This is a genomic window from Phenylobacterium sp., from assembly GCF_041916435.1.
Classification (GTDB): Bacteria; Pseudomonadota; Alphaproteobacteria; order Caulobacterales; family Caulobacteraceae; genus Phenylobacterium.
In genome coordinates this window covers 477,789-490,928 of record NZ_JAYRZM010000001.1, presented here as the reverse complement: position 1 = coordinate 490,928, position 13,140 = coordinate 477,789, and the positions used below count along the sequence as shown (strand labels likewise).

Sequence of the window (13,140 nt, the reverse complement as noted above, 5' to 3'; positions counted from 1 at the left end):
GCGGGGCCCGGCCCCGTCGGCGCGCACGCGCCGTCGAAGGCGCGCGTCGATACGACCATGGTTTGGATAAGGGCGGCTTAAGCGGACGCCGTCCGGACGTGCGACATATGGCCCGTCGCCGCCGGCGGCCGCCTCAACCCCGGACCGCGGCGGCGTAGGCGTCGGGCTTGAACCCCACCAGCAGCCGGTCGCCCAGATCCAGCACCGGGCGCTTGATCATCGAGGGCTGGGCCAGCATCAGCTCGATCGCCTTGTCCGCGTCGATCCCCTGCTTGGCCTCGTCCGGCAGCTTGCGGAAGGTCGTGCCCGCCTTGTTGAGCAGCGGCTCCCAGCCGAGCGCCCTCACCCAGGCCTCCAGCCGCGCCCGGTCGATCCCGGCGGTCTTGTAGTCGTGGAAGGCGTAGGCCACGCCGTGGCCGTCCAGCCAGTCGCGGGCCTTCTTCATCGTGTCGCACGCCTTGATGCCATAGATGGTGACGGGCTTGGACACGGCGGCGGCTCCCACAATATTGGCTTGAGGTTGGTGACATAGTCGCCCTTAGGCGCTACCGCCATCCCGGCTGCGAACCGTTCGCGCCGCGTCCATCGCCGAGCAGAGACACGTCATGCCCGCTTACCGTTCCCGAACCTCCACCCATGGCCGCAACATGGCCGGCGCCCGCGGACTCTGGCGCGCCACGGGCATGAAGGATTCCGACTTCGGCAAGCCGATCATCGCGGTAGTGAACTCCTTCACCCAGTTCGTGCCCGGCCACGTGCACCTGAAGGACCTGGGCCAGCTTGTCGCTCGCGAGATCGAGCGCGCCGGCGGCGTGGCCAAGGAGTTCAACACCATCGCCGTGGACGACGGCATCGCCATGGGCCACGACGGCATGCTCTACAGCCTGCCCTCGCGCGAGCTGATCGCCGACAGCGTGGAGTACATGGCCAACGCCCACTGCGTGGACGGCATGGTCTGCATCTCCAACTGCGACAAGATCACGCCCGGCATGCTGATGGCCTCGCTGCGGCTCAACATCCCCAGCGTCTTCGTCTCCGGCGGGCCGATGGAGGCCGGCAAGGTGATCCTGAAGGGCAAGGAAGTGGCCCTCGACCTGATCGACGCCATGGTCGCGGCCGCCGACGACAAGGTCAGCGACGAAGAGGTCGCCTCGATCGAGCGTTCGGCCTGCCCGACCTGCGGCTCCTGCTCGGGCATGTTCACGGCCAACTCCATGAACTGCCTGACCGAGGCGCTCGGCCTGTCGCTGCCGGGCAACGGCTCGACCTTGGCCACCCACGCCGATCGCGAGCGCCTGTTCCTGGAAGCCGGACACCTGATCGTCGACATCGTCAAGCGCTACTACGAGCAGGACGACGAGAGCGTGCTGCCGCGCAAGGTGGCGAGCTTCGCGGCCTTCGAGAACGCCATGAGCCTGGACATCGCCATGGGCGGGTCGACCAACACGGTGCTGCACCTGCTGGCCGCCGCCCAGGAGGCCCAGGTCGACTTCACCATGGAGGACATCGACCGGCTGTCGCGGCGCGTGCCGTGCCTGTCCAAGGTCGCGCCGGCCAAGTCCGACGTGCACATGGAGGACGTCCACCGCGCCGGCGGCATCATGGCGATCCTCGGCGAGCTGGAACGCGGCGGCCTGATCCACACCGACACGCCCACCGTGCACAGCGCGACCCTTGGCGACGCCCTGGCCCGCTGGGACGTGCGCCGCGCCAACAGCGAGGCGGTGCAGACCTTCTATCGCGCCGCCCCCGGCGGCGTGCCCAGCCAGACGGCCTTCAGCCAGAACCGCCGCTGGGACGAGCTGGACCTGGACCGCGAGGGCGGCGTCATCCGCGACATCGAGCACGCCTTCTCCAAGGACGGCGGCCTGGCGGTGCTGAAGGGGAACATCGCCCTGGACGGCTGCATCGTGAAGACCGCCGGCGTCGACGACAGCATCCTGAAGTTCTCCGGCCCGGCGAAGGTCTATGAGAGCCAGGAGGCGGCGGTCAGCGGCATCCTCAACGGCTCGGTCACGGCCGGCGACGTGGTGGTCATCCGCTACGAAGGCCCGCGCGGCGGCCCCGGCATGCAGGAGATGCTCTATCCGACGAGCTATCTGAAGTCGAAGGGCCTGGGCAAGGCGTGCGCCCTGATCACCGACGGCCGCTTCTCCGGCGGCACCTCCGGCCTGTCCATCGGCCACGTCTCCCCCGAGGCGGCCGAAGGCGGGCTGATCGCCCTGGTCGAGGACGGCGACCTCATCGAGATCGACATCCCCAACCGCACGATCCGTCTGAACGTGTCCGACGAGGTGCTGGCGCAGCGCAAGGCCGCCATGGAGGCCAAGGGCGAGGCCGCCTGGAAGCCGGCCAAGCGCGAGCGCAAGATCTCCGCCGCGCTGAAGGCCTACGCCGCCTTCACCACCAGCGCCGCCCGCGGCGCGGTGCGCGACGTGGACCAGCAACGGCGCTGATCAGACGATGACGGCCTCGGGCGGGCGCCGCGCCGAATAGGGCGTCTGCGGGCCGTAGCCGAACCGCATGACGATGTCGGGACGCCGCCCGGGCAGGCCGACCAGCTTGGCGAGCTCCGGCCGCAGCGCCGCGACCTCGACCGGCTGGTTGATGAACGCCTGCTTCAGCCCCATCGCCGTGGCCTGCAGGGCGAAGCGCTGGCAGGCCCGGCCCGCCAGCGTCCAGTGCTCGGGATCGGCCTGTTCGGCGACGAAGACCACGACGCCCGCGGACGAGCGGATCTGGCGCCGATAGCGCTCGTTCTCGGTCTCAGCCTTGAAGAAGAGGTCGAACATCGTCGGCCCAAGCCATTCCGGCGCCGTCGGATTTCCGCTCGAGGCGCTGAACAGGCCGTCGGCGGTCTCCATCGCATGGCGGGGGCTGAACCTGAGCCACGAGCGCAGCTCGCGCCGGAAGGCCGGATCGGCGATCTGCGCCGAATTCCCGGCGGCCACCAGTTCGCCGAGGCGATCGAGCTGCGGCCGATCGGTGATGAAGACGATGTCGACGCCCGGCGTCGCCGCCGCCTGCGCCAGCCGGCGCACGTCCCCGGCGGCGAGCGGGCGGCCGTCGTAGTCGGCCCGCGTCGACTGGCGCCGGACGATGGCGTCGAACAGCGCGGTCTGCCCGGCCCGGCCGTTTCCCGACGTGAAGCGCACGCCGCCGCCGTCGTCGGCCTGGAAGCTCACCTCCCCGCCCCGCCCCCGCGCCGCCGCCGCGATGGCCAGGGTCTCGGCCGCGCAGCCCAGGCTGACGAACAGATGGTGGTCGTCGGGATCGACGACCGGCGTGCGGCGCGAAAGGTCGGGCAGGATGTCGATGTGGCCGGCCTCGGGCCGGAACCGCCAGGGCTGGGTGTTGTGCCCGTTGGGCGCGAGCGTCGCGTAGCGGACCAGTTCGCGGGTGTCCGGCCGGGCGGACATCGCCGCCCTGATGCGCGCCACGGCCTGGTCGTAGGCCGCCATCGACCCGTAGTCGCGCACGCCCAGATAGGCGCCCCCGCCCAGGAGGGCTGCCGCCCCGCCGCCGATCAGGACCTCGCGACGACCGACCATCGCTCCACGCCCCCGCGCCATCATCGGGGCCCATTAGGCCGCCGGCCGCCGCGCCTCGCAACCGCCGATGCGAACGGGCCGTCGAAAACGCCGGCCGGGGCCGCTCCGCCCATGCCCCCGCCCGGCGGCGATGGTAGTCTTGCGCGACGACCAAACCCGGGAGGACGCCATGAGCGGCGATCTGGTCTTCTACACCAACCCCATGTCCCGCGGCCGCATCGCGCGCTGGATGCTCGAGGAGGTCGGCGCGCCCTACGAGACGGTGCTGCTGGACTTCTCCACCACCGCCAAGACCGACGAGTACCTGCGCCTCAACCCGATGGGCAAGGTGCCGGCCATCGTCCACCGCGGCCACGTCGTGACCGAATGCGCGGCGATCTGCGCCTATCTGGCCGAGGCGTTCCCCGACGCGGGCCTGGCGCCCGCCGAGGACGAGCGCGCCGACTACTATCGCTGGCTGTTCTTCGCCGCCGGGCCGCTGGAGCAGGCGGTCGTCAACCACTCGCTCGGCCTGGACCCGCCCGCCGAGCGGCGCGCCATGGTGGGCTACGGCTCCTACGACCTGGCCGTCGACACCCTGGAGACGGCCGTCAGCGCCCACCCCTATGTGGCCGGCGAGCGCTTCACCGCCGCCGACGTCTATGTGGGCAGCCAGATCGGCTGGGGCATGAGCTTCGGCGCCCTGCCCAAGCGCCCGGCCTTCGAGGCCTACATGGGCCGCATCTTCATGCGTCCGGCCGCCGTGCGCGCCCGCCAGATCGACGACGACCTGATCGCCAAGGCCGCCCAGCCGGCCTGAACCTCAGGGCGCGCTTCCCAGCGTTCCGGCGGCCAGAGCCAGCGTCGCCGCGGCCGAGAGCGCGGCGCTGCGCGCGTCGGTCGTCAGGTCGCGCGCCTCCAGCAGTTGGCGTTCGGCCGCCACGACGTCCGTCGAGCTTCCGACCTCGTTGCGATAAGCCGCCAGCGAGGCGTCATAGGTGGTCTGGGCCGCGGTCAGCAGCGCCTGCGCGGCGGAGTATGTCTCCAGCGCGGTATGCAGCGCGTTGCGGCTCATCAGGATCTGATCCAGCGCCTGCTGCTTGACGCGATCCAGCGTCAGGCGGGCCGTGTCGGCCCTGATACGCGCCTGATCGTGCAGCGTGCGGCGGCGACCGCCGTCGAACAGGGGCGCCGTCACGCCCGCGATGATCGACGTCCCGTGGCGTCCCCCGGAAAGATTGAGCGTGGGCGACTGGTCGCCGATGGCCGGGATCGCCGTCAGGCTCGCGTCGCCGCTCGCCGTCGCCGCGCTGCCGGACGCGAACAGCTTGGGCCAGCGTTCGGCCTCCGCGGCCGCCTCCCGCGCCGTGGCGGCCTTTTCCGCCGCATAGGCGGCCAGGACGTCCGGCCGCCGCGCCAACGCCGCCGAAAGCAGGTCCTCGACCGGCGCCTCGAGATCCGGCGACAAGGGCCGGTCGGGCATCGGCGCGATACGGATCTTGGCCAGGGGCGAAACCCCCATCGCCAGCATCAGGCGGACATAGCCGTCGCGTTCCGCGCCGTCCGCCCGGACCTGGGCAAGCCGCGCCTGCGCGGTCGCCTGACGCGCCTGCGCCACCTCGATCACCGTACCGACGCCGTGGGCGTAGCGCGCGTCCGCCGCCGCCTCCACCGCTCGGGCGTCGGCCATCGACTGCTCGGTCGTCGCCACGCGGGCGCGCGCCGCCGCGTAGGCGTAGTAGGCCAGGGCCACGCTGTGGATCAGCTCCTGATGGGCCGCCGTGAAGCGGATATCGGCGATCACCACGTCCTGATCGGCGGCCCGCGCATCGGCCGCGCGCTCGCCGAAGTCGAACAGCAGCCACTGCAGCGAGACCGCGCCGAGCCGGCCGTCGGCCGACCCATCGTCGCCGCCGCCCAGCCCCAGCGCCGAGACGTTCCCGTGGCTGGTCTGCCAGGCGCCCAAGGCCGTCGCGGCCAGGCTTGGCAGGAAGACGCTGCGCGCAAGCCCGGCGGCCAGCGCCGCGTTGCGCGCCTGATTCCAGGCGATGCGGGTGTCGGGACTTTGCGCCTCGGCCAGGTCGATCAGGTCGGCCAGGCCGTACTCGCGGGCCGGATCGATCGCCGGCAGGGCCGGCAGCGCGCCGGCCGCCGCATTCTCCGGCAGCACGTAGCCCTGCTCCGCGCCCGGCTCGCCTTCCCGCGCCTGAGGCCCCGCCAGAATCTCTCCGCCCGGTCCGGTCGCCGGACGCCAGGGCTGGTCGGGCGCCGCCGGCGCCCGTTCCAGCGCTCCGGTCCCCATGCACCCGGCCAGCAGCAGCGCGCCGAGCGCCGGCGCGACGCGCAGGATGTGAACGCGGCTAGCCAAGGGCCTGCTCCAGCTCTTCCAATCCTTCGTCGAGCCGCCGGCGCGCGGGATTCGCCGGCGCGCGCGCGGACCGGCGCTCGGCTTGCGGCGCGGGGCTCTCGGTCTCGGCGGCGGCTGGGCCTTGCGCGGCGCCGATCCGCGCCGCGATCCGGTCCAGGCGGTCGGCGAGCGCATCGTCGGGCCGGCTCAGCAGCAGCGGGCCCTCCAGCCCCTGGATCGCCTCCAGCGCGCGGCCGCGACGCGCGGCCCAGTCGCTGCCGGGCCGCAGGCCGGCCGGCTCATAGCGCGCCACCAGCAGATCGCTCCGCAGGCCGCCCGCCGTCGTCGCGAGCTCCGGCAGCAGCCTTCGCCGCGGGCCCGGCGCCGCCAGCCGAGCCAGCCGGCCAAGGCCGCGAAGCAACTCGGCCATGGCGGTGTCGACGCGCGCCGTCACGCTCACCGGCCACAGCCTGGTGAAGATCGCATAGACCACCAGGTTGCCGATCAGGATGCCGATGACCCGGTCACGCGCGACGACAAGGTCGAAAGCCGGGGCGCTTCCCTGGATCACGCACAGGAAAAAGGCGAAAGCGATCTGGAAGCCGGCGTAGGAGATGCGCGGGGCGCCCGCCGCGACCCAGGCGGCCGCCAAGGCGCCGAGGAACACCACGACCAGCAGTCCGCCGATGGTGGTCAACGCAGGCATCAGCCAGACGATGGCCGCCACGCCCGCCGCCGCCCCGACCAGGCAGCCCAGGATGCGCAGGGTCAGCTTCTCCACCGTCTCGGCCGCCGTGCCCAGCGCGACGATGTAGCAGGTGATCAGGCAGGTGTGGATGCCGGGCCAGTCCGCCAGCGAATAGAAGAGGTAGCAGATCATCGCCGCGGCGGTGGTCTTCAGGGCGTATTGCACATGCACCGGGTTGGTGAAGGCGTCCGGCAGGAAAAAGCCGCCCTTCGCCTTCTGCGGTTGAGGCAAGGCTTCGGAAGGAGGATCGGTGAAACGCTCCAGCGTCCGGGCGAACTCGGCGGTGAGTTCGGCGATCGGCCCCGCCCGCACCGACTCGATCGTGATCCTCACAGGATAACCGCCGGATTCGAAGGCTTCCGCCATCTCGATGAGCGTCGCCGCCGCCTCGCGACGCCACGCCTCCGGCGCCCCCTCGGCGTCGGCCAGGGCGTCGACGACAAACAGCAGCGCTCCGGTGGAATAGGCCGCTTCGGTCAGCCGGACGATGTCGACCGGCGGCGACGTGCGCTCCAGGCCCGCCAGCCGCAGCCGCCCGAGAATCTCCGCCACGCCCTCGTCCAACAGGCCGGCGAACGCGCCCCGCTCCTCCTGGGTCGGTCCGCGCAGCATGGCCGCCGCAGCGCGCAGTCGACGGGCCAGGGCGCGCTCGGCGAGTTTGCGCGGCGCCGGCGCGATCAGCAGGTTGACCACCACCGAGATCGCCGCGGGCGTTGCGACGAACAGCCAGGCGTAGAGCGCGCCCCGCGTGGCGGCTTCGCCCAGCGGAATGGCGCCCAGAAGATCCAGCGAATAGGCCACGACCATCGCCAGAATGCCGGCGATCGGCTTCAGCTTGCTGGCCGAGGCCAGGAACAACATGCTCAGCGAGATCAGGGTCATGACCGCCAGCCGCAGTCCGGGCTGGTCGACGACCGTCCTGGCGATCAGCAGGATGAAGCCGACGACGATCGTGATCAGCACGGTCATGATCACGTTCAGCAGCAGGCTGCTCGTCCGGTCCGGCCGATTCAGGAAGAAGACGACATAGGCGGTGAGCGCCGCGCTCGGCGCCCGGTAGATCTCCGTGGCCAGGGTTGTGAGCGTGCAGATCAGCGCCAGCCGCAAGGCGAACTCAGCCCGCTCGGGCATGGGCTCGACGACGGCCCGCGCGAGCGCGGCCGCGCGGGCGCCAAGGTCAGCGGCAGGCCGCGCCACGCCCCACCTCGATCACGGCGCTCGCCCCGAGCCGCATGAGCCCAGGCGGCGGATCCTTCAGGCGCAGCCGCACCGGGAAACGCTGGGCGACCCGGACCCAGTTCAATGACTTCTCCACATAGGGCAGCGAGCGCGGCAGATTGATGCGCGCGTCGTCGAGCACGCCGGACCCGACGCCGTCGACCACGGCGTGGATCGCCCGCCCGCGATCGATCATCGAATAGACCGTGGCGCACTCGCCCACGTGGATGCGCTTGAGCTCGGTCTCCCGGAAATTGCCGACCGCGAACCAGCTATCCGAGGCGACCAGCGTGAACAGGGACTGCGAGGGCGCGACGACCTCGCCGGCGGCGACCGAAAGGCCCACCACCCGTCCGTTCTGCGGCGCCCGCACCGTCGTGTCCGCCAGCGCTCGCCGCGCGACCACCAGCGCGGCCTCGCGCGCCTGCACCGCCGCGCTCGCCCCGGCCACGGTGTCGACGGCCCCGGACGCGGCCGTCTGCTGCTCGCGCGCCTGGCGCAGCGAGACCTCGGCGTCGCGCAAGGCGACCTCGGCCTGGTCGAGCTGTTGGCGCGGGATGTAGCCCTCGGCGGCCAGCGGGCGGAGCCTTCGCACCGTGCGTTCCGCCAGCGCGCGGTTGGCCTCGGCCCGCCGAATCTGGTCTGCGGCGACCACCGCAGTGGAGCGCTGCGTGGCGACCAGCCGCCGCTGCGTTTCCAGCCCCGCCTGCGCCAGGTTCAGGTCCGCCTGCGCCTGGGCGAGCGTGGCCTGGTAGGGAACCGGGTCGATCTGGAACAGAAGATCGCCCTTGCGCACCTGGGCGTTCTCCTCGACGCCGATCCGCACCACCTTGCCGCCCACCAGCGAAGCGACGTGCACGACGTCGGCGTCGATCGTCGCGTCGTCCGTCGCCGGATGGACTGTCGTGCGCCGCCAGGCGGCGAAGAGCGCGACGGCCGCAAGCAATATGATCGCCGCCGCGGCGAGCTTCGCCCAGATCGCAGGCTTGCGCCGGCCTTCCACGTCCATCGCCCTACCCGATCCAGATGAGCCACAGGAGGCTGGCGACGATCGCGCCGATCGCCGCGCAGACGAAAAGCTGAGCGGGTATCACGTCGGCCAGCTTCAGCGTGACGAAGACGACCCGCGCCGCGATCGCCGCGGCCACACCGAGCAGCATGCACAGCAGCCACGCCGGGAAGTAGGCGCCGAACGCCGACACGGACGGCGCGGCGCACCCGCTCAGGCCCAAGGCGAACGACACCGGCAAGGCTCGTAGGCGTCCCACGCTCGCGTCTCCCCGTCGCCCGGCGCCGGCGGCCGTCAGCGCTTCATAGCCGCCTGCGCGACCATCGGCCAAGCTTCAACGTGCGGGCGAGTTGGCGATCGTCGAACCCCGCCAATTCTTAGGCGATCGCCTGGGCGCCGCCGTAAAGATACTGCAATGCGTCTGTGGTTAGTCCGGTGCAGCCCGATTCCGGACGCGCTCTTGATGGCGCCTCAGGTTCCGGGCGACCATCACGCAAACCGCTTCAGCGCCTGGCCCTGGCGGCGCGTCGCGCGCACTCCAGGCCGGCCAGGGCCAGACCGACGAAGGACGAACAGGACGATGCAGGCGTCATCCGCATACACGCCGAGCCGGGGCTACGCCCTGCTGCCGCAGGCCCTGGACGCCGCCGAACTGGCCGGGATCGAGGCCGCCCTGGCCGAGCTGATGGCCTTCGCCGACGCGCGCCTGCGCGGGAGCGACCAGCCCTGGCCGGGCCCGCAAGAGGCGCCGATCGTCGTCGCCGAGCGGTCCGATCCGCTCAAGGTCTGCCGCGTCGAGCATCTGGTCGGCTCGAGCCCGGCGTTCGCGCGCCTTGCCGCCGAGCGGCTGCGCCCGTGGGCGGAGGCGGCCGCCGGCCAGCCGATGGCGCTCTTCAAGGACAAGTGCAATCTCAAGCAGCCCGGCGGCGGCGCGTTCCGGCCGCACCAGGACATCACCGCCTACAAGGGCTTCGGCCCGGCCTTCCACCTGACCGTGGCCATCGTGCTCGACGACGCCACCGTCGAGAACGGCTGCCTGGAGTTCGCTCCGCACTACCTCGAGGAGCTGTCGACGCCGCGCGAGGCCGGAGAGCCGGGCCGCGCGCTGGACGCCTATGAAGGCGGGCCCCGCAACGGCGACGTCGTCGACGAACTGGCCGAGCGCCTGACCTGGGAGAGCACGCCCGCACGGCGCGGCGACGTCGTCTTGTTCGATTCCTACGTGCCGCACCGCTCGGACGTGAACGCCACCGGCTCCACCCGGCGCATGTTCTTCTTCACGTTCAATCCCCTGGCCGAGGGCGATCACTACGCGCGCTACTACGCGATGAAGCGCTCGGAGCCGGACAATCCGATCTTCCACGTCTCCACGCCGACGGCGCACGCCAGCCTGGCGGCCGTTTCGGAATAGGCGGAAAGGCCGCCCCTCACTCCCACTCGATGGTGCCGGGCGGCTTTGAGGTCACGTCGTAGACCACGCGGTTCACGCCCTTGACTTCATTGATGATCCGGGTCGCGCAGCGGCCCAGGACATCCCAGGGGAATTCGAAGAAGTCGGCGGTCATGCCGTCGGTGGAGGTCACCGCGCGCAGGGCCAGCACGTCCTCGTAGGTGCGCGCATCGCCCATCACGCCGACGGTCTTCACCGGCAGCAGCACGGCGAAGGCCTGCCAGATGGAGTCGTAGAGGCCGGCCTTGCGGATCTCGTCCAGATAGATGGCGTCGGCCTTCTGCAGCACCGAGACCTTTTCCGGGGTGATCTCGCCGGGGATGCGGATGGCCAGGCCCGGCCCCGGGAACGGGTGGCGGCCGACGAAGGCCGGCGGCAGGCCAAGCTCTACGCCCAGGGCCCGCACCTCGTCCTTGAAGAGCTCGCGCAGCGGCTCGACCAGCTTCAGCTTCATGTAGTCCGGCAGGCCGCCGACGTTGTGGTGGCTCTTGATCACGGCGGACGGGCCGCCGCGGGCCGAGACGCTCTCGATCACGTCCGGATAGAGCGTGCCCTGGGCCAGGAAGGTCGCGCCCTCGATCTTGGCGCTTTCCCGGTCGAAGACGTCGATGAACAGCTTGCCGATGGTCTTGCGCTTGGTTTCCGGATCGGTGACGCCGGCCAGCGCGCCCAGGAATTCCTTCGAGGCGTCAACGTGCACCAGCGGGATGTTGTAGTGGTCGCGGAACATGGTCACGACCTGCTCGGCCTCGTTCAGCCGCAGAAGGCCGGTGTCGACGAAGACGCAGGTGAGCTGGTCGCCGATGGCCTCGTGGATCAGGACGGCGGCCACCGAGGAATCCACGCCGCCGGAAAGGCCGCAGATCACCTTCTCCTCGCCCACCTGCTCGCGAATCCTGGCGACCATCTCCTGGCGGAACGAGGCCATGGTCCAGTCGCCCTTCAGCCCGGCGATGCGGTGGGTGAAGTTGCGCAGCATCAGCGCCCCGCGCGGGGTGTGGGCCACCTCCGGGTGGAACTGGATGCCGTAGAAGCGGCGGCCCTCGTCGGCGATCACGGCGAAGGGCGAGCCCTCGGAGCTCGCCACGACCTCGAAGCCCAGCGGCACGGCGGTGATCTTGTCGCCGTGGCTCATCCAGACCGTCTCCTTGGCGCCCACCTCGCCGAGGCCGGCCAGGAGCGGGCTCTCCTTCTCGATCAGGATCTCGGCCCGGCCGAACTCGCGCGAATGGCCGCCTTCCACCCTGCCGCCCAGCTCGGCGCACATGGTCATCTCGCCGTAGCAGATGCCCAGCACCGGCACGCCCTGCTCGAAGACCTTGTGGGTCACCGCCGGGCTCTCGTCCTCGTGCACGCTGGCCGGCCCGCCCGACAGGATCACCGCCTTGGGGCCGAAGGCCTCCAGCATGGGCTCGACCTTGTCGTAGGGGTGGATCTCGCAATAGACGCCGCTCTCGCGCAGCCGCCGGGCGATCAGCTGGGTCACCTGGCTGCCGAAGTCGACGATGAGGACGCGTTCGTGGGCGGGTTCGGTCATGGGTTCGGCTTTGCGGGGTCTGAGGTGGGCGTCTTCTCCAGCACGGCGACAAAGAAGCCGTCCGTAGCGGAGGACAAGGGGGTCAGGCGAAGAAAGCCCTCGGGCGTCAGGCGATCCGCCAGCTCGGCGGGCGCCGGTGCGGGGCGGACGGCGAAGCCGTCATGGCGGGCGAGGAAGGCGGCCACCCGGTCCTCGTCCTCCTCGGGCAGGATCGAGCAGGTGACGTAGATGATCCGGCCGCCGGGCTTCACGAAGCCCGCGCCGGCGTCCAGCACCGCGTCCTGGTCGGCGGTGCGGCGCGCCAGCGCCTCGGCCGTCAACCGCCACTTGGTGTCGGGATGGCGCCGCCAGGAGCCGGAGCCGGTGCACGGCGCGTCGATGAACACCACGTCCATGCGCCCCTCCAGCCCCTTCAGCGGGTCGGGGTTCACGGGAGAGCGGACCTGCAGGTTGCGCACCCCGGCGCGGTCGCCCCGGCGGATGGTGTCGGCCAGGCGCCGGGCGTCGGCGTCGTAGGCGTAGATCTGGCCGGTGTTGGCCATGGCCGCGGCCAGGGCGAGCGTCTTGCCCCCACCCCCGGCGCACAGGTCCAGCACCTGCTTGCCCTTCACCTCGCCGGCCGCCGCCGCGGCGATCTGGCTGCCCAGGTCCTGCACCTCGAACCAGCCCTTGGAGAAGGCGGGGATGGTCTCCACCGCCCCGCCCCGCGCGGTCGGGTCCGGCGCGGCCATGCGCACGGCCGTGTCCAGCAGCCCGGCCGGCTGGGCGTTGAGCGGCGCGAGCGCCTTCAGCGCCCGCTCCGGATCGGTCTTCAGGGTGTTGACGCGCAGGTCCACCGGCGCGCGTTCGGCCAGGGCGGCCAGCTCCTCGGCGCGGCGCGCGCCGAACACCCGCTCCAGCGACGGCTCCAGCCAGTCGGGATAGTCGCCGCGCACCGGCGCGGGCGCGTCGTCGAGCGGCCTGGGCGTCGCCAGCGCGGCGATCTCCGCTTCGCTCAACGCCCCAGGCCCATGCGGCGCCTCGCCAGCGGCCGCGGCGATCCGCTCCACCGGCCAGCCCCACAGCAAGCCAAGCGCGGCCAGGGCGGCGGCGCGCGGGCTTTCCTCGCCCATGCGCCAGGCCAGCGAGCGGCGGCGGCGCAGCACGTCGAGCACCAGGCCGGAAACCCACGCCCGGTCCTTGGAGCCGGCGTAGCGCGCCCCATCCCCCCACGTCTTCAGCGCCAGCCTGACGGGCCGGTGGCGCATTTCGACTTCGGTGAGGACATCGATGGCCGCCGCAAGGCGTCCGCCGTCACGCAA

General features: G+C 71.6%; 11 protein-coding genes. 3 read left to right on the top strand and 8 right to left on the bottom strand.

All coding sequences use genetic code 11. The annotated features are described in order from the left end of the window. Positions 1 to 133 precede the first annotated feature (133 nt). Positions 134 to 490 (bottom strand): ArsC family reductase, encoded by a 357-nt coding sequence (locus tag ACE3TA_RS02395; protein ID WP_374570099.1) that lies wholly within the window; start codon positions 488 to 490, stop codon positions 134 to 136. Between the two features lie 115 nt (positions 491 to 605). Here ACE3TA_RS02395 and ilvD point away from each other — a divergent pair, with 115 nt between their 5' ends. Next, the gene (gene ilvD / locus ACE3TA_RS02390; protein ID WP_374570098.1) at positions 606 to 2,456 is read left to right on the top strand and encodes a dihydroxy-acid dehydratase; all 1,851 of its coding nucleotides are present in this window, start codon (positions 606 to 608) and stop codon (positions 2,454 to 2,456) included. On the opposite strand, the gene ACE3TA_RS02385 is transcribed toward ilvD, so the two are convergent. Continuing rightward, a complete protein-coding gene (locus tag ACE3TA_RS02385; protein ID WP_374570097.1) occupies positions 2,457 to 3,551 on the bottom strand; it encodes a nitroreductase family protein in 1,095 nt (364 codons plus the stop codon). It lies immediately after the preceding gene. A gap of 169 nt (positions 3,552 to 3,720) precedes the next feature. On the opposite strand from ACE3TA_RS02385, the gene ACE3TA_RS02380 reads away from it, so the two are divergent. Beyond that, positions 3,721 to 4,350, top strand: a complete 630-nt coding sequence (locus tag ACE3TA_RS02380; protein WP_374570096.1) for a glutathione S-transferase family protein — start codon at positions 3,721 to 3,723, stop codon at positions 4,348 to 4,350. 3 nt (positions 4,351 to 4,353) lie between these two features. On the opposite strand, the gene ACE3TA_RS02375 is transcribed toward ACE3TA_RS02380, so the two are convergent. The 4 genes from ACE3TA_RS02375 to ACE3TA_RS02360 are packed head-to-tail and all read right to left on the bottom strand — an operon-like array spanning position 4,354 to position 9,111. Continuing rightward, the gene (locus ACE3TA_RS02375; protein ID WP_374570095.1) at positions 4,354 to 5,898 is read right to left on the bottom strand and encodes a TolC family protein; all 1,545 of its coding nucleotides are present in this window, start codon (positions 5,896 to 5,898) and stop codon (positions 4,354 to 4,356) included. Then, complete coding sequence (locus tag ACE3TA_RS02370; RefSeq protein ID WP_374570094.1) at positions 5,891 to 7,822, bottom strand: FUSC family protein; 1,932 nt, start codon at positions 7,820 to 7,822, stop codon at positions 5,891 to 5,893. The genes ACE3TA_RS02375 and ACE3TA_RS02370 overlap by 8 nt, the downstream gene beginning before the upstream one ends. Continuing rightward, a complete protein-coding gene (gene mdtN / locus ACE3TA_RS02365) occupies positions 7,803 to 8,852 on the bottom strand; it encodes a multidrug transporter subunit MdtN (RefSeq protein WP_374570093.1) in 1,050 nt (349 codons plus the stop codon). The genes ACE3TA_RS02370 and mdtN overlap by 20 nt, the downstream gene beginning before the upstream one ends. Positions 8,853 to 8,856: 4 nt before the next feature. Beyond that, a complete protein-coding gene (locus ACE3TA_RS02360; RefSeq protein ID WP_374570092.1) occupies positions 8,857 to 9,111 on the bottom strand; it encodes a YtcA family lipoprotein in 255 nt (84 codons plus the stop codon). Between the two features lie 321 nt (positions 9,112 to 9,432). Between ACE3TA_RS02360 and ACE3TA_RS02355 the strand changes: the two genes are divergently transcribed. Next, entirely contained in the window at positions 9,433 to 10,263 is an 831-nt protein-coding gene (locus tag ACE3TA_RS02355) for a phytanoyl-CoA dioxygenase family protein (RefSeq protein ID WP_374570091.1), read from the top strand. Between the two features lie 16 nt (positions 10,264 to 10,279). Here the strand turns inward: ACE3TA_RS02355 and guaA are convergent, their stop codons facing one another. Together guaA and ACE3TA_RS02345 are read right to left on the bottom strand one after the other, a co-directional pair. Next, complete coding sequence (guaA, locus tag ACE3TA_RS02350; protein ID WP_374570090.1) at positions 10,280 to 11,839, bottom strand: glutamine-hydrolyzing GMP synthase; 1,560 nt, start codon at positions 11,837 to 11,839, stop codon at positions 10,280 to 10,282. Continuing rightward, positions 11,836 to 13,140: an RsmB/NOP family class I SAM-dependent RNA methyltransferase gene (locus ACE3TA_RS02345; protein WP_374570089.1), complete on the bottom strand. Its 1,305-nt coding sequence runs from the start codon at positions 13,138 to 13,140 to the stop codon at positions 11,836 to 11,838. Before ACE3TA_RS02345 ends, guaA begins: the two co-directional genes overlap by 4 nt.

What these genes read in the sequence shown, in the direction of transcription:
- ilvD (WP_374570098.1), top strand. Translation starts at nt 606, where the DNA reads ATGCCCGCTTACCGTTCCCGAACCTCCACCCATGGCCGCAACATGGCC.
- ACE3TA_RS02385 (WP_374570097.1), bottom strand. Translation starts at nt 3,551, where the DNA reads ATGGTCGGTCGTCGCGAGGTCCTGATCGGCGGCGGGGCGGCAGCCCTC.
- ACE3TA_RS02380 (WP_374570096.1), top strand. Translation starts at nt 3,721, where the DNA reads ATGAGCGGCGATCTGGTCTTCTACACCAACCCCATGTCCCGCGGCCGC.
- mdtN (WP_374570093.1), bottom strand. Translation starts at nt 8,852, where the DNA reads ATGGACGTGGAAGGCCGGCGCAAGCCTGCGATCTGGGCGAAGCTCGCC.
- ACE3TA_RS02355 (WP_374570091.1), top strand. Translation starts at nt 9,433, where the DNA reads ATGCAGGCGTCATCCGCATACACGCCGAGCCGGGGCTACGCCCTGCTG.
- guaA (WP_374570090.1), bottom strand. Translation starts at nt 11,839, where the DNA reads ATGACCGAACCCGCCCACGAACGCGTCCTCATCGTCGACTTCGGCAGC.